The organism is Hungatella sp. SL.1.14 (assembly GCF_024460495.1).
Classification (GTDB): domain Bacteria; phylum Bacillota; class Clostridia; order Lachnospirales; family Lachnospiraceae; genus Hungatella; species Hungatella hathewayi.
The window spans coordinates 1-21,302 of record NZ_JANFYJ010000035.1; the positions used below are offsets into that span (position 1 = coordinate 1).

Sequence of the window (21,302 nt, forward strand, 5' to 3'; positions counted from 1 at the left end):
TTTTATATCTTATCACAGTGATTCATTTTTGTCAACCACTTTTTTCATTTTCTTCAAAACTCTCTCAGCGGTCAGGCCGGACGTTTTTCGGAAAAGTTTGCCGCCGTTTTCAGCGGCGAGGTATATCATACCAAAGCATTTGACAAAAGTCAACACTTTTTTCGCATTTTTTATTTTTTCTTTCGCGGAGCCGCTTAGCAGCCTGTTGGGAGGGGTATCCCGACTATCGATTACGGTTTACTCTACGAAAGAAGCCGGTCCGTGTTTTGCGCGGGCCGGCTTCTCTCCGTCCAGTTCTCAGTTACGTTATAGGATTTCTGCTGCGCTTTCTGTTTTTCACGGTTCCGCCATCACTAAATCTCCCGCGGCCTTCACTTTCACACGGTTCGTATTTCCCGGATAATACGCCAGCGGCACATCCTCCACTTCAATGATTTCCACTGTCTCACGGACAGCCCCGGCCTCGACAGCGAGTTCCACCGCCTCGGCCCTTGCCCGCTCCAGTGCCGCCTCACGTGGAATCTCATCGTAATTAATCAGCTGCTCCAATGTCCCGCTTACCTTTGATATAGCCGATCCGATGGCATTGGCAGTCCCAAAATAATCAGGTTTCACCACAGATTTCGTTCCGGCCAGCCGGTCCGCGGGAATAATGACGGAGCCGCCGCCTACCAGGATCACATCAATGTCTGCGCTGGACACCTTCATTGCATCGATGCTGTCCTCGACCATGGAACGAATCACTTCCATGGCTTTTTTAGCCGTATCAACACTCAGCTTCTCTACCTTCGACTTATCTCCAATATCTGCCATCCCCAGCTTTACCGCCACATCCGTGGCAGTCAGAGTATCCCCGCCAAATACAAGGGCTTTTTCTGTAATCCGGTATCCCACACTGTCAGGACCTACCGTCACGCTTCCGTCCTCCTGCTGCCTGACAATGGATCCGCCTCCAAGACCGATGGAGATTACATCCGGCATGCGAAAATTCGTACGGACGCCGCCGATGGTCACAGCAACGCCGGATTCCCGAGGAAAACCAGCCTGGATCACGCCAAGATCCGTGGTTGTCCCTCCGACATCGATCACAATTGCATCCTTCAAATTGCTTAAGTAGCTGGCACCACGGATCGAGTTGGTTGGTCCGCAGGCAATTGTCAGAATCGGATACTTCTTCGCATATTCCATCGTCATGAGTGTACCGTCATTCTGTGACAGATAGACTCTGGCTTCCGCAACACCCTCTGCCTCCAGTGATTTTGCAAATCCGGTCGTAAACCGTTCCGCCACTTCATATAATGCGGCATTTAAAATGGCGGCATTTTCCCGTTCGATCAGTCCCATGGAACCTATTTCACTGGAAATTGACACATGGACCTCCTCACCCAGCACTTCCCGGCACAGAGCCGCCGCCTCCAGTTCGTGATCATTTCTCACAGTGGAGAAGACACAGGAGATCGCCACGGATTTTACCTTTCCCTTGAGTCCTTCAAAGAAACGGCAGGCCGCTTCCCGGTCAAATGGAGCGAGTTCTTTTCCGTCATACTCGAAGCCGCCTCCCACAACCGCATAATCCACGGCAATTTTCTGAATGTCCTCTTCCCAGTCCACCATAGGCGGTATGCCCAGGGTTGCCGGAGCCCCAATCCGGAGGATTCCAACAGGTGCCAGGGTTTTCCTTTCCACAATAGCATTGGTGCACTGGGTGGTTCCCAGCATGGCCTGGCTGATCTCTGCCCGGTTGATTCCGGACTTTTTAAGACAGGCGCGCACTGCACCCAGAATTCCGTCATAGATATCGCCGGAAGTCGGATATTTGACTTCTGCTACCACATTTCGAGCGCTGTCAATCAGAACCGCATCCGTATTCGTCCCTCCAACGTCAATTCCTAATTTATACATCTGCATTCCCTCCAATCCGTTCTTCCAGCGGCACATAGTCCGTATCTATCCCAAAATAACGCGGCCCCACCAGTTTAAGGCCCGCCTCACTTCTCCATGCCTCGAAGCATTTGAGTCCAACTGCAAGGACACGCTTCCCATATTTTAAGGCATCTGTAGTCACTGGAATAAAAGTCTCCGTGTCGACCAGACAGATCAGATCCGGCACGGTGGCAAGAATGACGCCATCCACGGCGGCAGACAGATTTTCATTCTGAAATACTACTTCCGCCTTTTTCCCCCGGTCACTTCCGATTCCCTCGATGACAACCCGGCCCAGATTAAATGCTCCATTAGTCTCCCGACGCACATCGGCAATCTTCCCCTTGAACAAACGGTACCCTTCGGAAAATTGCAGAAAGCGTTCTTCAGGAGTCATATCCGTTATCTCCTTTACTCTGCGTATGGCCTCTCCCAGCTTCTGGCTTCTGGTAACAATCCCTTTCACTGCGTGCTTTTTAAGAATGGAGCCTTCCACACAGTAGAGGGAAACCGAGACCGAACCTCCGCAGCTCATGGTAACCGACCGTGCCAGTTCCTCGGTCCACTGATTTGTGATGGTATTAAAGATCACGCTGTTTCCTTTTTCATCCACCAGAGCCATGGGTGTCGCCGATATTCCGGCCATGGTAAATGTCACCATCTGAAGCTCCGGGAACGCCCTTCCCATTCCATCCGCATCCACCATGGGAAGCCCCAGTCTGGCCGCAGCAGCGATGGGAAGCATGGAGTTGACGCCGCCCGCCTCAATAGGCATAAATGCATAAATCTTTTTGCCGTAGTATTGGGAAATCATTTGATACAGCACTTCGTACTCTTTTCCCCCTACGCCCTTTTCACCGAGAATCGTTGGCGCTCCCATCATGGCAATGGGGACCACCAGCGCATCATCCGGAATCTCTTCCGGGTCCAGAAGCGTCACCGGCCCCCGTTCCCTGACCGCTCCCATGGCTACCAGTTTTCCTATGTAAGGGTCTCCGCCTCCGCCCGCCCCCAGCAGGGAAGCGCCCAGGGCAATATCTTCAATTTCACTCAAACCGATTGTACGCATAAACCGCCACACTCCTTATCTTCCTGACTTACTGCTCTCTTTCTGAAAAACAGAAAGGCCAACGTCTTCGTTGACCTTTCTACTATCATAAAGGATTCGTGTAGAAAAATGAATCCCTCATAAAAACGAAAATCAGCCGGTTTCTTTGTCACTTTGGACAAAAAGTCAGCAGCCGGTTTACCGCCACCGCGCAGTACAGAGAAAATGTATCCGGGAAATCTCCGACGCGGTAGCCCAAAATATCTGAAAAACGCTGAATGCGGTATTTCACCGTATTTTTATGGAGATAGAGCAGTTCTCCTGTCTTTAAGTAGCTGCACTGGGCATCCAGGAGATAGACCTCCAGCGTCCTGATCCCCTCCTTCTCCTCCTTTGCATCCCGAAGGGCTTCTAACGGCTTTAAGGCTTCCTGCACCGCCTCTTCCCCTTTCCCGATCCTGTCCCGGCATTCTCTCGCAAATCCCAGTTCCTGAAGGCGGTACGCCTCCTTCTCCGGAAAAATTGCAATCGCATCTTCTATATAATCCCGGTGCAGCAAAAACGCCTCCCTCACCGCAGCAGTATCAGCCAGGTGATTACAGCAGGTAATGGTATAAAAAACCTTAAACGGTTCCATGTATGTCCGGATTGCCCCCAGCACTTCCTTTTCTTCACTGAGAGACTGCGGTCCCTCCACGAAGATCACGATCTCTCCCTCATAAGTGTCTGCAACCACCGTCTTATAAAAAGAAGACAGCAATCCGGAAAGGCCTTTCAACACAGAGACACCGTTCAGTTTCTGCCGCTCCGCTTCCATATGAAAGATCAACATGGAATGGATAGAGGCCACATCAATATGAAAAATATCAGCCAGCCGACGCATCTTCATGGGCTCGTCTTTTAAGATTGCGCGGACCAGTTCCGTCACCTCCACCTCATCATGCTGCGTACTCCAGATATTGACCGCCAGCTGCACAGCCCGGGCGACCTGCTGCCGCACGACCGCCGGCAGCGGCTCTCCCTCTTTAAAAATGAACAGTTCCATATGGCGGTCTTTATGAAGCGGGATCGGAAATCGGGCCAGTAAGTATTCCGTACCCGCGATGTGCACGGTTCTCTCATTCCCCATCTCCGGCAGCGTCCCCTCTGTCAAAAAGCGGCTCAGCGTCCTCTCCTGATTTAACGGCCAGACTGCCTCGTTTAAAACGCGGAACGACTGGTCGGTTAAAAGGAGCGATGCCATGATTCTCTCACTGAGCATCCGGAGCATGGTTCCCACCGAGCGCTGATGCTCCGGAAGACGCGCCACCTGATCGAGAAGTTCACCGACGAAGGCCGTATTATTTAACCGGTCTTTGACAATGGCTTCCATGATTTCACTGATCGCGTCGGAATACCGGAAATCCATACGTTTTTCCGGCATGACGATCAGAACAAAATTATGATCATCGGCGATCCGCTTCATCGCTTCCGGTATACGCGGCATAAAGAGGCCGACGTAATACAGAATCAGGCCCACCTCACCGGCCTCGGCCAGCCGTTTCGTCACAGCGCACTGCCGCTCCTCATCCTCTGGATTATTCATAAATCCGGTTATGACGATTTCGCTGCCATAGTATTCATCATTTCTAAAAAAAGCATCCACCATCTGATCCGGATCGGCATACTCCAGCACGGACAGAGACGCCACGATGCGGGACAGGCCACCTTTTCCCGCCTCCACCCGCGCATTTCGCAGGGAGGAGAGCCGGAGTAAATCCGCTACGGTCACACTCATGTTCATGGTCCCCTTTCTCTGTTGCTTCTGGGATCATTGTACCATACGCAGTAAATTCATGAAAGATAAGTATTTATTCTGCACAATAATTTTATTATACCTGATCGATAAGAATTATTATAGATTTGTTCTGACTTTCCGCTTGCGCGCACCATCCCGTCATGATAAGATAGGGATAAGTATAACTGGGGGAAATTGAGGGAAAAACCGTGAAATGGAATATCGCTGCTGAATGCATATCAACCGTCATGCTCTGCATCATCTGGAACTACTCCAGACAGAGCCATTCGTTGCCAACATTGAAAAACAAACTGTTTCAGATTTGTTTCTTAACGACGTTCCTGGCTATGACGTCGAATATTATTTCTACAATCTGTATTCAAAATACAGGAGTAATTCCGCTGTATGTAAACTGGACGGTCACGACGATCTATTTTATCGCCACTCCGCTTATGGGAGTCACGTATTTTTATTATGCGCTTTCCATACTTTATGAAAATCAGCCTTATTTTCCGAAACGGTGGCTGCTTTTACTGCTTCCGGCCGCCGTCTATCTGCTTATGGTTTTAACCAATCCCTTTACCGGCTGGCTGTTTTCTTTAAGCCTCGCTGCCCGGTATACACAGGGACCGCTGATCATCACCACGTACATTGTCTTCTATATTTACTGCCTTTTCACCTGTGTCACGGTGATTGCGCTGGGAAAAAGAGTGGATCCCACGATTCGAAATATTCTGGCCTGTTTTCCGTTGATTGCCGCTCTGGTTGTCATCATCCAGCAGATCTTTCCGGAAATCATTCTCTCCGGCTCTGCTGCCACCTGCGCGCTGCTGATCCTTTATCTGTATCTGCAGAATAAGCAGATTTCGATCGATTATCTGCTGGGGATACCAAACCATAAGGAATTTTTAAATTCCCTGCAGCTTCATATCAAACGGCACAGGGATTCCTCCTTCACGGTACTCCTCATTTCGCTGAGGAACTTCAAACAGGTGAATGACACCTACGGTCAGCAGAACGGGGACGAATTTTTGAAAACCATCTGTACATACCTGCGCAACACCGTAAAGCCGTATCAGCTTTACCGCTACAACGGGGATGAATTTGCCGTGTTGATTCCGGAACTAGATAAGGAAACCCTTCTTCGTCTGGTTACAGCCATAGACGACCGGTTCAGCCAGCCATGGGATATCCGCGACTTTCGCTGTATGATCGGAATGGCGGCCGCCGTGATCAACTATCCCAAAAGCGCGGACACCATGGAAGACCTCATTAATGCACTGGAATACACGGTTTCCATCGCCAAAGACGGTAAAAACGGCAATATCTGCTACTGCGGCCCGGGTATGCTCGATCACGTCAAACGCCGATTTAGGGTGATCGATATCCTGAAGGATTCCCTGACACGGGGAGATTTCAAAGTATATTACCAGCCTGTCTGGTCTGTGGAGAAGCATTGTTTCACTCTTGCGGAATCGCTTCTGCGCCTGCCGGCCACGCCCCTTGGCCCCTTATATCCCTCGGAATTTATTCCCTTAGCGGAGGAGACCGGACTGATCGTGGACATTACTTACTATGTTCTGGATACGGTATGCCGTTTTATTCACGACCTGCTGGAAAGCGGGATCACGATGCTGGAAAGCGTCACTGTTAATTTTTCCGGCGTACAGTTTTCCCAGCACAACCCGGCCGAAAAGGTGATCTCCATCATCGAAAGTCACGGGATTCCATACCGGATGATCAAGATCGAAATCACAGAAAGCGTTCTCGCAGAAAACCGTCAGGAACTGGAAGAATTTATTGATCTCATGCATACAAAGGGGGTGGAAGTGAGTCTGGATGACTTTGGAACCGGCTACTGCAACCTTGTATCCGTACTGAGCATGGATGTCGATGTGATCAAGCTGGACAAGAGCCTGCTGTGGGCGGCTCAGAAAGACCAGAAAACGGCCATCATGATGAAAAGCCTTACCCGCTCCGTTCACGATCTGGGCATGCGTGTTGTGTCAGAGGGTGTTGAGACTGAGGAGCAGAGACTATTCGCTGAAGACTGCTGCTGCGACTGGATTCAGGGCTATTATTACGCGAAACCGATGCCAGAGGACAAAGTGAAAACGTTTCTGGCAGAGCGAATGATGACAGAATCATGAGTCACGGTATTCCATAAAAAGTTGATAAGACGAAAAAGACAGGGTGTGGATCATAATCGGTCCACGCCCTGTCTTCTTTGTCCTGTTCTTATATCCTCCAGCTGATCCCACTGTGTGTCATCTGATCATTCTCGCTGTTGGATATCACATAAGAAGTATTCTCTCCTTTTAAAATGCTGATGGAAATATGCTGTGCCACCCCTTCGTCATTATACGTAATCTTGAAGATATCAAATACAGGGTCGCCCGCCTTACACTTTAAATACTCAGAAAATTCCTTTGATGCCTTTCTAACCTTTAACACCTTATAATAACGGTCCAGCTTTGCATGATACTCCTGGCGCAGAAGCTGAAAAACAGAGACATCGCCCTCCATCTTTTCGAAAATCCCCGGGAAACGCTTCAGCGGAATATAAGACATATCAATCATCATGGGAATCTCATCCGCATACATAATACGCTTCAAATAAACCACCTTGTCATCCACCGCAATCTGCAAATCATTGGCATAGGATGGCTTCACTAAAATGATGGATTTCTCCAGTATCTCCGTCCGGACTGCCCGTCCCTGGCTTTCCATGGAATCATGAAATCCGGCCAGCTGGTCGAACCGGCTCTGAACTCCGCAGCTCAGCACAAACGTTCCCTTACCCTGTTTCCGAACCAGAATTTCTTCCTCACATAGCTCTTTCACAGCCCTGCGGACCGTAATTCTGCTTACCTGGTACTTTTCCTCCAGTTCCGCCTCACTGGGCATCCGGTCACCCGGCCGGTAGATCTGTGCCTGGATATCCTCTTTAATTGCGTTTTTCAGCTGCTCATATAACGGAGTCAATGCGTTCTGATTTAGCATATCTGCATCTCCTGTTCCCTTCTTCATCTAATGCCTATGATCAATTATAGCTCACAAAATCAGTCAAAGCAACCTTTTTAACCAGAGGCGAAGGGACCTTATTATTCCATTTTATGAGGATAGCCGAAGCCTCCCCGAATCATACAGGTGGCCGCGGAACGGGAAGCCGCATAGTCAAGCGCCTCCTCCATCCCTTTGCCGTCTCCGTACGCGGTCAAAAAACCGGCAATAAAGCTGTCTCCCGCCCCCATGGTGTCGATGGCGTCCACTTTTTTAATTCCCTGGCGGTATACCCGCTCTCCATCATAGAAGACAGCTCCTTTATGCCCTCTGGTCACGCCCACAATTTTCGTTCCCAGTTCATGGACTTTTCTCATCAGGGCAATGCACGCTTCCTCCTCTAAGTCGGAGCCTGAAAAAAATGCGAACGTCAGATACGGACACGTCCGCTCTAAATACTCTTCATCCCGTTTATCAGAGAAATCGAAAGATACGCTGCAAATCTCCTTCAGCGTCGGAAGTTCATATTCCAGATTCGAGTAACAGCTGGAATGGCAGATATCATACTCCTTTATGATCTCCATATCCTCCGGAACGATTTTTATGGCAAATAAGTGCTGGCAGCTGTCACGCAGTCCCGGAGCGAAGACACGGTCACCGTCTTTTAAGTACACCCGGGGCTGTGCCGTGTGGGCATATACCTTTCTCGACCGGTCGTAAGTCACGCCCTCTTTCGTCAGACACTCCTTAATATAATCCGCACGCTCATCATCCCCGAATACACCAATATAATTGACGCGCTCCGCTCCGTTTCTCTTACAGTTAACCGCTACATTGACGGCATTCCCGCCGGGAAAATACACACCCTCGTCCATATAGCAGTCCGTTACATTATCTCCAATTGCAATTAATTTCATATCTCTATCCTTTCACTGCACCCGCGGTCATACCCCTTACGAAGCTCTTCTGCATCAGCAGGAAGAGAACGATAATCGGCAGACAGGAGATGACCATACCTGCTAATACGACGCCCCATTCCGTCATGAGGCCGTCACGGAATACCATCAGTCCTACCGGAATGGTACGAAGCCTTGAGCTGTCCACAAAGATCGTGGCAAATACGAACTCGTTCCACGCATAGTATGCCGTCATGATGATAACCGTTGAGATGATCGGTTTGGACAGCGGCAAGTAAATATGACCGTAAATCTGCATCAGCGTAGCCCCGTCGATGGTTGCAGCCTCCTCCAGTTCCTTAGAGATTCCGACGAAAAATGACCGGATCAGCATAATCGAGACAGGAAGCCGGAACGCGATGTAGGGCAGTATCATGGCGAACAGCGTATTTTTAAGCTTCAGGCTTTTTAACAGCATAAACAGCGGAAGCAGGCAGACCTGAGGGGATAACAGCAGGCCGCAAAGACAGAACAGGAATATGGCATTTCCCAGTCTGCCTTTCATCTGGCAGATACCAAAAGCCGAAAATGTCGATACAAAGACCACTCCGACCAGCGTACAGGCTGTTACAATCAGGCTGTTGACAAAATACTGGGAGATTCCTCTGTTCCAGGCCGTCATATAATTTTCCGCGTGCCAGATATCGGGAAGCCCCCATACATCACCGTAAATGCCGTTGTAGTCCTTAAAAGACGACATCAGAATCCAGAACAGCGGATACAAAATCAGGGCGGCTAAGAGGAACAGGATTGCCAGCCAGAGGATCTCGCCGGGTCCATATACTCTTCTTTTTCTTACTTTCACCTTCTCCATCAGCGATCCCCCTTTTCCGTTCCGAAGCTTGCGAACTGCACGGAAGACAAAATTGCCGTTATGACGAAAATCAACATGGCGATCGTGGATGCATAGCCCATATTGTTCTTAACGAAACCGGTCTGATACATGTGAAGCGACAGAACCATGGTTGCCGTTCCCGGCCCCCCTCCGGTTAAAATATACGGTTCGTTGAACACGGTAAATGCACCGACAACCGTTAAAATCATGGTAACAAAGAACATCTGGCGTACCTGCGGCACCGTTATGTAGAAGAAGCGTTTCAGCTTTCCGGCGCCATCCACCTCTGCCGCCTCATATAAATCCCTGGGGATTTTCTGGATGGCCACAATGAACAGCATGGCAACATATCCGGTACTCTGCCATTGAGAAACCGCAATCACCGCATACATCGCTGTCTTCTTGCTTCCCAGCCATATCCTCGTGAAACCGTCAAGTCCGACCAGCTCCAGGAAACTGTTTAACAGCCCCATCTGTGGATTGTATACAAAATCAAACAGCAGACATACAACTGTCATGGATATAACGGTTGGAATAAAATAGATGCTGCGCAGTGCAGGAGCAAACTTATGGAACGCGATATCCTCCAGTACCGCCGCCAGCACGAGTCCGAATCCCACCTGAATGACAATAGAAATGACAGCATAAAGGATGTTGTTTTTCAGGGAGACCAGAATGATCTTATCGGAAAACAGATGCCTGTAGTTATCGAACCCCACCCACTCCTTCGTTGCGGAAGACAGGGTAAAGGACTGAAAACTATATATGAAATTTTCAATCAGCGGAAAATATACGAATATTCCCAAAATCAGAATAGCTGGTACGGCAAATGCCAGTGCCTGTAAATTTCTTTTTTTCTCTCTTTTCAAGCGGATAGTCCCCCCTCATATGCATTCGGCGGAATGTTATGATCCATCCCATTTCTTCTTTCAGCTCTGTCCGGCCCCCCGATGGAGGTATCCGGACAGAACTGTACTCTTATTAATGTAAGGCAGCCGCAGCCTCCTTTACCTGTTCCATAACACTTTCCGGTGTCTCATCACCCGTAGCGATCGCCTGTGCCCCCTGGCCGTATACGGTATAAACAGACGCGTCGCAGGCATTGTCAAACCACGGTACCAGCGTGGATGCGGACTTGATAATCTCCATCGCCTCCAGCTGTGCCGGAAGGGCATTGGTTTCATCCACTGCACCAGCCACACTGGAGATCTCTCCGCTCTTTGTTGTCAGAGCCTCTCCGCCCTTCTTGCTGACCAGCCACTTTAAGAATTTCACACACTCTTCCGGATTTTTAGCCTTGTTGCTGATCATAAATCCTTCCGGTGCGCCGGTCAGTCCTTCCGGATCGCCTTTCCCGTCTTCAAAGGCCGGGAAATTGAAGAAGCCGTATTCAAAGCCTTCCGGAATTACCTTTTCAAGCATCGTAATCTCTGCAAACTGCAAATACATAATCGGAGCCTCACCGGTTGCAAAGTATGTATTTCTGGCAGTCTCATGATCGATGGCTACGCAGGTATCACCCATGTAGGAGGTGAGCTGTTTCCATTTTTCAAGCACTTCCACGTAAGCCGGATCTGTAAATTCACCGGTTGCCGCATCGTAATCCTTCGCGATCACAGCAGGATCTACCATTCTCTGATTCATGGTTCCCAGATAGTGAAGAATTGCCCAGTTATCGGATAATCCCTCTACCACCGGTGTTTCATAACCGGCTGCCTTCAGTGCATCCAGCACTGCGATAAACTCGTTCCATGTCTTCGGCACTTCTAAGTTGTTCTCTGCGAATATCTTCTTATTATAATAGAAAGCCTTGCCATCCTGTGACCACGGAACCCCGTAGATCTTTCCGTCAAAGGTAAAGCCGTCGACGCTGGCGCTGGCGATCTTGGAAGACCACTCTGTATCACCGTCATAAATATCGTTCAGCTCCATGACATTACCGGAATCAATCATCTCTTTCGCAAAGGTTCCCGACCAGGAAGAGAAGATATCCGGAATTTCGTCCGTTGCAACTACCATACGGATTTTCTCTTTATACTGATCGTTTAAAATGCAGTCCATGTTGATCGTCACATTTGGATTCTCAGCCATATATTCCTGAATCAGCTCCTGGAACATGGAATTCTTCGGATCATTGGGCCAGCGGTGGAAAAAATTGATTACAACCTTCTCTCCGGAGCCGTCTTTTGCCTCGCCGCCTGCTGCGGCAGTATCTGATGTCTTATGATCCGGTGCCGCGGTTGTCCCCGCATCTCCTCCACTGCCTGATCCGCCACATCCGGTCAAAGACAGACCCATGGTAAGAGCCAGTGCAAGCGCCATGATTTTCCTGATACTTTTCCTCATATGATATCCTCCTTTTTCTAAAAACGACGGAATTCCAGCCTGCCTGCCAAAACTCCGTCGTTCCCTCTTATTCTGTCAATGTTCCTATTAATATTCCATTCTCCACATATAGCGGCGCACACTTAAATCATGACCTCTCTCATACGCAAATGCGTCTGCCAGGGAACGAAGTACCGCTCCGGCCAGAAGCGGGGCAAAGTACTCTCTCACTTCCTCGTCAATGCCCGTCATATCAAAGGTTTCCGCATCTACCAGCATAATCTTATCGGAATACTTCTGGCAGAAGTTGTAAGCTCTCTCATCGAGCGGTCTCGTTGCGCCGACACCTTCGATAATGATGAACGGAACATCAAAATCAGTCACCTCAAACGGACCATGGAAATATTCGCCGGAATGGATGGCGTGGGAATGAATCCACTGCATTTCCATAAGCAGACAGATTGCGAAGGAGTATGCCTCGCCGTAGCAGGCACCGCTGCCCATGGTATAGATCAGCTGCTCTCTCTTATACTTGCTTCCCCACTCCTTAATGGTATCCGCGTACTGCTCTTTGGCTTTCTCGATCGCATCGTTCAAATTCGCCACAGAAGCGATGCCCTTCTCATATTTCTCACATGGGCTGACTGCATTTAAAATACTGAACATTAAATAGTATAACACAGCCTTGTTTAAATCGCTTGCATCAGCATCTTTTCCCCAGTCATAATGGATCGGATATTCCGCTGCATTCCATAATGGAGAGTCCTCTAAGTGAGATAAGGCGATAGTCAGCGCACCTTTTTCTCTGGCGACTTCCGTTGCCTTTACTGTCTCAGGCGTATTGCCGGAATGGGAACAGGTAATGACTACGGAATCCGGGCCCAATGCCTTTGGAGCTCTGTGCACAAATTCGTTGGAAGAGTAGATGCTGGCCGGAATCGAAATCTCACGGTCGAACGTGTACTGGGCCGGCATCATGAAGGCCTGGGAACCTCCGCACGCTACAAAGTAAAAATGATTAATAACTTCCTTGGCCGCTACTGCCGCCACTGCTGTGTTAATCTGGTCGATGTGCTCTTGTCTCATAATGAATCCTCCACTCGATATTATTATATATTGTTATATAACGTTATATGATGTATTTATATAATATATGATCACAGCGCAGATGTCAAGCATTAATTGTAAAATATGTTCAAAAATTTTTATAATGCAATTTTTCTTATATGCAAATTGCTTGCTTCCCAAAAAGAAAAAGACATACCGACTATGGAAATCCATTGATTTCAATCATAATCTGTATGTCTTTCTGCTGTAGCCACGCAATGTGCCTTTTTTATAACAGCTCTTCACCGTCAAAGACAGCCAGCTGTCCGATGACTTCTTTCTCCTGAGGAATAATTGATATCTCCCCTTCCCCGGCTACCGCAACAGTCAGTACTTCAGCGCGAGTTTTAAAAAATTTTATGGGTGTACGGTTAAGGAATATAAGCATAAAGCCGGGTGACTGCAGCAAAAAGGCCGCTTTCATAACATCTCATTGAAAGCGGCCCTTCTATATTCTATACAGCCAAACCTCTGCTGCCTTAATGCAGCAGGAAAAAATAACCTGCACCGACAACAATCAGCAGAATAACAAGTACAACCGGTACCAGCATGAGGAATGCTGACAGCATCATGGCCGCTACATCCCCCTTCTCCACCTCCAGCCGGTCTCCCCCGTATTGGTCACAATACTTCTCTGCCTTTTTCATCTGCTTTTTATGATGATATTCCATGGCTTTATCCATCTTTTCCTGAATAACCATGCTGCCACCGCCTCTCTTTTTTACGGATTACCTATGTTTCAATCACCACCCCGGATGCACCTGGGCGTTTTTTGGATACTGTCATTTCTGATTATTGATTTTCAGCTTATGGTGACACGCCACAAAATGATTGGGACTGATCTCTTCCCAGTCAGGAACGACCTGCTCACAGATTTCCGTGCAGTACTTGCACCGGGTATGAAACTTGCAGCCTTTTGGCGGATTAACCGGACTGGGTATGTCACCCTCAAGAATCTGCAGTTCCTTCTTATTGTCGCCAATATCCGTCGTAGGGATAGCGGCAAGCAGCGCTTCCGTGTACGGATGCCCCGGATTTTCAAAAATCTCCTGGGCTCCCGCCAGTTCCACCATTGCTCCCAGATACATGACCCCGATCCGGTCGCTGATATATTTTACCACGGATAAATCATGGGTAATAAACAGGTATGTCAAATTTTCTTTTTCCTTTAAGTCCTGAAGCAGATTGATCACCTGAGACTGAATCGATACATCCAGCGCAGAAACCGCCTCGTCACAGACAACAAATTTCGGTCTTACGCCCAGACTTCTGGCAATACCGATTCTCTGTCTCTGCCCTCCTGAGAACTGGTGGGGAAAACGGTGAAGGAAATACGGAGCCAGCCCGCATTCTTCCATGACCCGCAGCACTTCCTCCTGCATCCTTCCGTCATTTTTCCGAAACATCCCGTGGGCCAGCATCCCCTCTCCGATAATCTGCCCTACCGTCATCCTCGGATTCAGGGAAGAATAGGGATCCTGGAAAATCAGCTGCAGATCGCTGCGCAGGAGCCGCATCTCATTATAAGTAAGCCGGGCGAGATCAATCCCGTTATCCTGGTATGTTTCAATACGCTGAAACTCTTCGTCTTCGGAATAAGGCGTTCTCATCTGGTCGATCTTTTCCAGGATGGCAGCCAGTTCTCTCTCGATGGCGACAATCTCGTCCTCCGCTTTTTTTACCTTTGCAGCGTCCTCGTCCACCTTTTTCTGCCTGTCATTCCCTGACTTCCCCGCTTCTTTGGCAAGCTTTGCCTTATACTCTGAATCGGCCAGCTTCACCTTCGCTTTCCGGAATTTCTCCTTCGCACGTTTCGCCCTCAGGGAAATTTCATATTTCTGCAGAAAAACCTCCTGGACAGGCCTTAAATCCTCCGCTGTCATCAGGCCGCCTACAATACTGGCCATATCTAAAAATGCATCGTTCGCTTCCTTTACAGCCCGGTCAAGCTTCTCCTTCTCCACATACTTTTGTTTCTCGTCCATCGTTTCATACACGGCCTGCAGTTCCCTCTTCTTTGCTTCCAGTTCCCGGTACTCCCTGCGGCGCTTTTCCAGACTGCGTATCGTCTTCTTTACGTATCCCGGCGCAAACTCTTCCACATTGCGCCCGTAATACATCGTTCTTCCATCCGTCTGTTTATAAAACTGCAGCAGCGTCCTTCCAAGCGTAGACTTCCCGCAGCCGGATTCCCCCACCAGGCCAAAGGTCTCCCCCTCATAAATATCCAGGGAGATACCGTCATTTGCCTTAACGTACTGCCCCTTTTTTTTCAAAGGAAAGTACTGTTTCAAATTGCTGACTCGAATCAGCACCTTATTTCTGTTTTCCATGTCTCTCCTCCTTTAACGGATAGAAACAGCGGACCTGCTGCCTGTTGGACACATTCACAAGTCCCGGTTCCTCTGCCCGGCATCGTTCTCCCGCATATTTGCAGCGTGGTGCAAACTTACACCCCTTTGGCAGATCCAGCGGATGAGGCACCGAACCCGGAATCGCCTCCAGCCTTTTTCCCGCCGGCGTGTCCAGCCTCGGAACAGAAAACATCAGCCCCTCCGTATACGGGTGAGAAAAACGGCAGTCCGGCGCAAACAGTACATCAGCCGGCGCCAGCTCCACCACCTGGCCGCAGTACATGACCGCCACATCGTCAGCCATCTGATTAATGACGCCCAGGTCATGGGTCACGAACAGAATCGAAGTCCCGTGTTCCCTCTTCAGTTCATTCATCAGGTTTAAAATCTGCGCCTGTATCGTCACATCCAGGGCGGTCGTCGGCTCATCCGCAATCAAAAGCTTCGGCTTGCATGCCAGAGCCATGGCAATCATGACACGCTGGCGCATTCCTCCGGACAGCTGGTGCGGATACTGCTTTGCAACCACCTCCGGATTGGGAATCTTTACATCGGCCAGCATTTTTACTACTTCCTTGGCCGCCTGCGCCTTATTCATCCCCTGGTGGATGATGAAAGGTTCACTGATCTGCCTCTCAATGGTAAAAACCGGATTTAAACTGGTCATCGGTTCCTGGAAGATGACGGAGATATCGTTGCCGCGGATTTTGTACATGTCCTGGCGGCCAAGCTTCGTAAGATCCTGTCCGTCAAAAATAATTTCGCCGCCGGCAATATAGCCGTTCCCGTCAATCAGCTGCAGCATGCTCATTGCTGAAACACTCTTTCCCGAGCCCGATTCTCCTACCACTCCCAGCGTTTTACCCGCTTCCACCGAGTAGGATACACCGTTAACTGCCTTCACAATTCCACGTTTTGTATGAAAAAAGGTATGAAGATCCTTCATTTCAAGTAATGGCATCATTCCACCTCCTTATCTTTCTTCTGATTTTGGGTCCACAGCGTCTCTTAAACCGTCTCCCATCAGATTAATGGCAATCGTACAGATACCAAAAATCAGAGCCGGGAAAACCCATCTCCACCAGTACTGCTGGATTACCACCGAATTGTTTGCTCCGGTCAGCATATTTCCCCAGGTAGGCGTGGGCGGTATAATCCCGAATCCCAGATAAGAAAGGGAAGACTCTGTCAGCATACACGTTGCAAAATCCAGTGTAATATTAACCAGTACCACAGAAAGGATATTCGGCAGAATATGTTTGAATACGATCGTAGTTTCCCTCACCCCCATGGCTTTCGCCGCCATGACATACTCCTGCTCCCGGACCGCCAGAATCTGCGCCCGCACCAGCCTTGCCAGAGGCGGCCAGCTTAAGACGCCCAGCACCACCATTATTAAATACATTCTCTGGGTCAGAGACACGCTGGAGCTGACCACGGAAGACAAAATTAATGCAAACGGCAGGAACGGAATCCCGCTGATTACCTCCGCAATACGCATCAGTACCACATCCAGCCGTCCTCCAAAGTAACCGGAAAGCCCGCCTGCGATAATTCCAATCACCAGCATGATGATAACGGAGACAGCCCCGACCGTCATCGTCACGCTTCCACCGTTTACCAGCCGTGTCAGAACGTCACGCCCCAGGTTGTCGGTTCCCATGATATACCCCTTAAGTCCCCAGGTATCAATTTTCCCATCTTCCTTCACGGCGTAATTCTGATAATAGCCGACGTAAATATCCTGAACGCAGTCTTTCCCTTCCGCCAGATTATCCGGCACCTTTGCCTGGCCGAAATGGTTATTTCCCCAGGAGATGATTTTTCCCGTATCGAGAAGAGCCGTGTAGTGATAACGGCCGCCGTATATCTCCCTGATCTCTCCCTCAAATTCAGGAACATCATTCTCCCCATTCGTCACATTTCCCCAAATGGCAACCTTACCGTTGCCGTCAACCGCCGCAAACGTGGTGGAAGAAGCCGCAATATCGGTCACTCCGCTCTCTAACCCCTCCGGAATCTGGGCATAGGAGGTCGTTGCATTGTAGCCGGTATACTTCACACTGCCGTCATCCATGAGACAGACATAGGCGTAATCAGACAATGCAAACTTTACAATATGGTTCTGATAATCCTTTTTTACTTTTATATCCGCAGTATTTCCGTTTCCCCACAGGTATAAGTAACCGTCCTTTGTCAGTGCTACAGAGTACTGCGTGCTGGCTCCGATCTGGACGAACTCCTTCCGCTGTGCTTTCTGAGGGATATCTGCCTGAGATAAGCGGGTATTTCCCCAGACGTACAGCTTACCCTGATCCGACAGGGCAAGCACATGATCGTAGCCCGCGGCCACATTCACGATATTGGCTTCCTGAACCTCTTCGGGAATCTCCGCCAAATCAATTTTGTCCGTAATCTTTGTATATCCCCACGTGTGAACCTTTCCATCTTTGCTGCACCCGATCCCGTAGGTAGTACCGACCGACAGCACATTTAAATTATCCTTAAGCTCCTCGGGAACTGAGGCCAGCTTCCTGGTAGGCGGTACATTCTGCTGGGTGGCATCTGAATACGATAAATCCAAAGGCAGAAAGATCGGTCCGATCATGACCAGCAGAAGACAGGAGATAAATACGATCAGTCCCGTCATAGCAATTTTATTCGTAAAAAAACGCTTCGCCATCGAACGCAGAGGGCTCTGCACCTGTTCTTCTTCCAGAAAACTGAGTTCCTTGCCGGGGCCAAAGAACATGCGCCGAAACCAGGTGGAAATGCGACAGCGTCTTTTCTCTTTCTTATCCATAGCGTTTCCTCCTTTATTTGTCTACGCGGACACGAGGATCAATCAATCCGTAGCTGATATCCGTAATCAGGATGCCCACCAGGCTGATGATCGTATAAAACAGCTGAATGGCCAGAACCAGTTCGTAATCGCTCTGCTTTAAGCCGGTTACGTTCAAAGCTCCCATTCCCAGGAAGGAGAACGTGTTCTCCACCACAACGGAACCACTGAAAATCCGCAAAAACCATCCTATAATAACCGTCACAACCGGAAGCAGGGCGTTTCTCCACGCATGAGAGTAGATAACCACTTTTTCCTTAAGCCCCTTCGCACGGGCCGTCCGTATGTAATCCATCCCCAGAGCATCTATCATAGCCGCCCTCACATAGCGAGTCATACTTCCCAGGTTGGCAAACGTCGTAACAATCAGAGGAAGCGCCATATAGTACAGTCTGTCCTTAACAGCAGCAAACCCGGTATATTCCACTCCCGAGCTCTTAACGCCGCCTACCGGAAAAATCTTAAATTTCACAGCCAGAAAAAAGATAAACACCAGCCCGATAATATAGATCGGAATGCTGTAGCCGACGATGGTAAAAACCTGCACAGCCTGATCAAATTTTCCATTTTTCCGGACTGCGCAGAAAATTCCCAATGGAATTGTAATGACCAATGCCAGGATCGTGGCAAAGACATTCAAAAACAGTGTGTTCTGTAAGGGAGCAGCAATAATATTCACCACATTGTCCTTATACATCGTGGAGTACCCCAGATTCCCCTGAAATACGCCATCCAGATTTCCTTCTACAGAAGGATATAAACCAAGCCATCGAAAATAACGAATCACGATAGGGTCATCCAGTCCCAGGCGTGCTCTCACCTGCTGATACATTTCCTCATAATCATCCGCACTGATTTCGTCACGGATTGTCTGGAGTTCGATGGCTGCCGGGTCCCCTGGGATCATATTATACAGCATGTACATGATAAACGAGATGACAAAAAAGACGACGACCATATACACCAGCCGCTTCCCTATATATTTCGCCATACGATACCCTCCTTTCTCTAAAGAGCCTTTATTCATAAACAGCAAAAGCGGGGCAGGCGCATTCCCACCCCGCTTTGGGTCACATCACTTTTATTATCCTGCTATTTTACTGTCGCATAAAGAATCGCATACTGGAAGCTCCAGATATTCGTTTCCTTAAATCCATCAAGCTTACTGTTGTATACCGCACAGTAAGTCCAGTTAAATAAAGGAACCTCGGGCAGTGTTTTATTAAATTCTTTCTGATATTCGAACCAGATATCCTTAAACGTATCGTCATCACCGGCTTCCACACCGTATATCATATCCATGGACAGATCATCCAGCGTATGGTTGAAATACCGGTTTTTGTTATTTGCAATCAGATTTTCATCGAAGGTCCAGCTGTAGGTCTTGTCAAATTTAGCCGCGCCCAGGCCGGAGGCCAGGGAAATCACGTGATAGCTGGGCTGTGTATACTTTTCTTCACCGTTTGCACCGCGGCGGTTTAAATAGCTCAGCAGCTCGGAATCGGCCATGACGGTGCGGTTAAACTTCATACCGGCCTTGGCTGTATTGTCATTTTCACATAGATAAATGGTCAGAAGCTCATCGAGAACGGTCTCGATTCCATCGCCTTCCGCATGGCCTAAATACTCCAGTACCAGAGGCATGTACCATTCTCCGTTTACTTCCACGCAGCCGTTCATATATTCCGTTTCTTCCTTCGGAACCTTTTTATAGCGGATCTCACCGCTTCCATCCGCATAATCGCTGCCGTCGGCGTTATAAACCCATCCGTCTTCTTTTAATATCTCGACCGCCTTATCCGGATTATAGGCGTAAGCTTCCAGCTCCGTGCTCAGTTCCTCTTCCATATCCTGGGCCATCCACTGGGCAAAGCTGTACTGTCCGTTCGTTACATTGCCGTATCCAAGCGTGGCTTCCTGACACATCTCTTCCCGGTTGGTTAAATAGGCAACCGCCTTTCGGACCGGCTCGTACTGGGTCGGCCCCCAGTCACACTGGTAGAACAGCTTCATATAACCGCTGTATTTATAACAGTCGGCGCCGTATTCGCCCGTATCCGCCAGGTCAAGGCACGCGTTGATAATATCGCCCTCACCGATTCCGTCAATCAGATCGACGCTCCCTGTCTTTAAGGCATCCAGCATCGTCGCCGAGTTCACCGCTTTTACAATAATCGTCTCAATCTGTGCCTTCTGTCCCTCAAAGTTGCCGTTATAATACTCGTTCAGCTTTAAGGTCGCTTCTCCGGCGCCTGTATCCAGGCTTTCCAGATAGTACGGTCCGGAACAGATCCGGCCCTCGTAAAGATAACGGCCGGCTGTGATTGCTTCACCGCAGTTTGCGCCGTTGAACTCCACATCCCCCTTGAAATAACAGCCGTTTCCATCATCAACGATATCCCAGTTTCCTTCCGGAAGCCACTGCTCGTAAGCCGTCGGGAAGATATTTAAAAGCGCCAGTCCATAGTAATAAGGGTTATAATCCTTTGCAACGGTAATACTGAAGGTCAGGTCGTCAATCAGATGAATACCCTCGAAAACGCTGTTCTCGCCATTTTTATACGCCTGATGTCCCACATATTCCTTTCCTGCGGTACCGTAAGCGCTGACCCCTACCGCGGCCGGCGAAGAAAACAGCAGCGGATACGCCACATAATGTTTGGCGGTAATCTGGGAACCATCGCTGAACCGTAGATTGTCCTTCAGCTTAATGGTATAGGTCAGCGTACCATCGTCATTCGATTTCGAATCATGGGAATCCACAACCGTTTCGTCCCACAGCCAAAGGGCATCCTGATCGTAGCAGGTCGGCGAATATGCGTTGATCAGAAACAGAATCGGCTTGTCCCCTCCGACGCTGGACCACTGATTCAATCCCATATCACCTGCGATTGTACTGGTCACGCCATACACGATCTGGTCAGCGGCCGCTTTTTCTCCCCCCGCGGACTCGCTTTGAGACTCATTTTCCGCCTCTGCTTTGGCGGGCTCTGTCGTACTTACCGTGCTGGTTGTGCTTTTATTCCCGCCGCACGCGGCCAGGGAAAGTACCATCACACCAGTAAGCAGTAATGAAACCATTTTTTTCATTAGAGTTCCTCCTCTTTTTTATACTTTAAACAGGTTTCCCCG

Annotated in this window: 16 protein-coding genes; 1 reads left to right on the forward strand and 15 read right to left on the reverse strand. The window is 49.1% G+C overall.

The window, feature by feature from the left end; all coding sequences use genetic code 11:
• Nucleotides 1–336: 336 nt before the first annotated feature.
• The 3 genes from NE473_RS26710 to NE473_RS26720 form a co-directional block, all read right to left on the reverse strand.
• Nucleotides 337–1,902: a hydantoinase/oxoprolinase N-terminal domain-containing protein gene (locus NE473_RS26710; RefSeq protein WP_055652099.1), complete on the reverse strand. Its 1,566-nt coding sequence runs from the start codon at nucleotides 1,900–1,902 to the stop codon at nucleotides 337–339.
• Nucleotides 1,895–2,992, reverse strand: a complete 1,098-nt coding sequence (locus tag NE473_RS26715) for an S-methyl thiohydantoin desulfurase family protein (protein WP_055652100.1) — start codon at nucleotides 2,990–2,992, stop codon at nucleotides 1,895–1,897. Before NE473_RS26715 ends, NE473_RS26710 begins: the two co-directional genes overlap by 8 nt.
• A 148-nt stretch (nucleotides 2,993–3,140) precedes the next feature.
• Nucleotides 3,141–4,748, reverse strand: coding sequence for a PucR family transcriptional regulator (locus NE473_RS26720; protein WP_055652101.1), 1,608 nt, complete (start codon nucleotides 4,746–4,748; stop codon nucleotides 3,141–3,143).
• Nucleotides 4,749–4,957: 209 nt separating this feature from the next.
• Between NE473_RS26720 and NE473_RS26725 the strand changes: the two genes are divergently transcribed.
• Nucleotides 4,958–6,898, forward strand: coding sequence for an EAL domain-containing protein (locus NE473_RS26725; RefSeq protein ID WP_055652102.1), 1,941 nt, complete (start codon nucleotides 4,958–4,960; stop codon nucleotides 6,896–6,898).
• A gap of 88 nt (nucleotides 6,899–6,986) precedes the next feature.
• Here the strand turns inward: NE473_RS26725 and NE473_RS26730 are convergent, their stop codons facing one another.
• The 12 genes from NE473_RS26730 to NE473_RS26790 all read right to left on the reverse strand — a co-directional run bounded on the left by NE473_RS26730 (nucleotide 6,987) and on the right by NE473_RS26790 (nucleotide 21,260).
• A complete protein-coding gene (locus tag NE473_RS26730) occupies nucleotides 6,987–7,751 on the reverse strand; it encodes a GntR family transcriptional regulator (protein WP_055652103.1) in 765 nt (254 codons plus the stop codon).
• 101 nt (nucleotides 7,752–7,852) lie between these two features.
• Entirely contained in the window at nucleotides 7,853–8,668 is an 816-nt protein-coding gene (locus tag NE473_RS26735) for a PfkB family carbohydrate kinase (RefSeq protein WP_055652104.1), read from the reverse strand.
• Nucleotides 8,669–8,672: 4 nt separating this feature from the next.
• Nucleotides 8,673–9,521, reverse strand: a complete 849-nt coding sequence (locus tag NE473_RS26740) for a carbohydrate ABC transporter permease (RefSeq protein WP_022031981.1) — start codon at nucleotides 9,519–9,521, stop codon at nucleotides 8,673–8,675.
• Nucleotides 9,521–10,411: a carbohydrate ABC transporter permease gene (locus NE473_RS26745; protein WP_055652105.1), complete on the reverse strand. Its 891-nt coding sequence runs from the start codon at nucleotides 10,409–10,411 to the stop codon at nucleotides 9,521–9,523. The genes NE473_RS26740 and NE473_RS26745 overlap by 1 nt, the downstream gene beginning before the upstream one ends.
• 112 nt (nucleotides 10,412–10,523) lie before the next feature.
• Nucleotides 10,524–11,888 carry an ABC transporter substrate-binding protein gene (locus NE473_RS26750; protein ID WP_055652106.1) on the reverse strand — a complete coding sequence of 455 codons (1,365 nt, stop codon included), beginning with the start codon at nucleotides 11,886–11,888 and terminating at the stop codon, nucleotides 10,524–10,526.
• Between the two features lie 87 nt (nucleotides 11,889–11,975).
• Complete coding sequence (locus tag NE473_RS26755) at nucleotides 11,976–12,953, reverse strand: SIS domain-containing protein (RefSeq protein WP_022031978.1); 978 nt, start codon at nucleotides 12,951–12,953, stop codon at nucleotides 11,976–11,978.
• Between the two features lie 500 nt (nucleotides 12,954–13,453).
• Nucleotides 13,454–13,675, reverse strand: coding sequence for a hypothetical protein (locus NE473_RS26760; protein ID WP_055652108.1), 222 nt, complete (start codon nucleotides 13,673–13,675; stop codon nucleotides 13,454–13,456).
• 81 nt (nucleotides 13,676–13,756) lie between these two features.
• Nucleotides 13,757–15,307 carry an oligopeptide/dipeptide ABC transporter ATP-binding protein gene (locus tag NE473_RS32630; protein ID WP_055652109.1) on the reverse strand — a complete coding sequence of 517 codons (1,551 nt, stop codon included), beginning with the start codon at nucleotides 15,305–15,307 and terminating at the stop codon, nucleotides 13,757–13,759.
• Nucleotides 15,291–16,289 (reverse strand): ABC transporter ATP-binding protein, encoded by a 999-nt coding sequence (locus tag NE473_RS26775; RefSeq protein WP_055652110.1) that lies wholly within the window; start codon nucleotides 16,287–16,289, stop codon nucleotides 15,291–15,293. The genes NE473_RS32630 and NE473_RS26775 overlap by 17 nt, the downstream gene beginning before the upstream one ends.
• A 12-nt stretch (nucleotides 16,290–16,301) precedes the next feature.
• Entirely contained in the window at nucleotides 16,302–18,131 is a 1,830-nt protein-coding gene (locus NE473_RS26780) for an ABC transporter permease subunit (protein ID WP_242866256.1), read from the reverse strand.
• A gap of 13 nt (nucleotides 18,132–18,144) precedes the next feature.
• Complete coding sequence (locus NE473_RS26785) at nucleotides 18,145–19,161, reverse strand: ABC transporter permease (protein ID WP_055652111.1); 1,017 nt, start codon at nucleotides 19,159–19,161, stop codon at nucleotides 18,145–18,147.
• 101 nt (nucleotides 19,162–19,262) lie between these two features.
• Nucleotides 19,263–21,260 (reverse strand): ABC transporter substrate-binding protein, encoded by a 1,998-nt coding sequence (locus NE473_RS26790; protein ID WP_055652112.1) that lies wholly within the window; start codon nucleotides 21,258–21,260, stop codon nucleotides 19,263–19,265.
• Nucleotides 21,261–21,302 lie beyond the last annotated feature (42 nt).

Coding starts and splice junctions, on each gene's coding strand:
- NE473_RS26710 (WP_055652099.1), bottom strand. CDS start 1,902: ATGTATAAATTAGGAATTGACGTTGGAGGGACGAATACGGATGCGGTT.
- NE473_RS26715 (WP_055652100.1), bottom strand. CDS start 2,992: ATGCGTACAATCGGTTTGAGTGAAATTGAAGATATTGCCCTGGGCGCT.
- NE473_RS26720 (WP_055652101.1), bottom strand. CDS start 4,748: ATGAGTGTGACCGTAGCGGATTTACTCCGGCTCTCCTCCCTGCGAAAT.
- NE473_RS26730 (WP_055652103.1), bottom strand. CDS start 7,751: ATGCTAAATCAGAACGCATTGACTCCGTTATATGAGCAGCTGAAAAAC.
- NE473_RS26735 (WP_055652104.1), bottom strand. CDS start 8,668: ATGAAATTAATTGCAATTGGAGATAATGTAACGGACTGCTATATGGAC.
- NE473_RS26740 (WP_022031981.1), bottom strand. CDS start 9,521: ATGGAGAAGGTGAAAGTAAGAAAAAGAAGAGTATATGGACCCGGCGAG.
- NE473_RS26750 (WP_055652106.1), bottom strand. CDS start 11,888: ATGAGGAAAAGTATCAGGAAAATCATGGCGCTTGCACTGGCTCTTACC.
- NE473_RS26755 (WP_022031978.1), bottom strand. CDS start 12,953: ATGAGACAAGAGCACATCGACCAGATTAACACAGCAGTGGCGGCAGTA.
- NE473_RS26760 (WP_055652108.1), bottom strand. CDS start 13,675: ATGGTTATTCAGGAAAAGATGGATAAAGCCATGGAATATCATCATAAA.
- NE473_RS32630 (WP_055652109.1), bottom strand. CDS start 15,307: ATGGAAAACAGAAATAAGGTGCTGATTCGAGTCAGCAATTTGAAACAG.
- NE473_RS26775 (WP_055652110.1), bottom strand. CDS start 16,289: ATGCCATTACTTGAAATGAAGGATCTTCATACCTTTTTTCATACAAAA.
- NE473_RS26780 (WP_242866256.1), bottom strand. CDS start 18,131: ATGGATAAGAAAGAGAAAAGACGCTGTCGCATTTCCACCTGGTTTCGG.
- NE473_RS26785 (WP_055652111.1), bottom strand. CDS start 19,161: ATGGCGAAATATATAGGGAAGCGGCTGGTGTATATGGTCGTCGTCTTT.
- NE473_RS26790 (WP_055652112.1), bottom strand. CDS start 21,260: ATGAAAAAAATGGTTTCATTACTGCTTACTGGTGTGATGGTACTTTCC.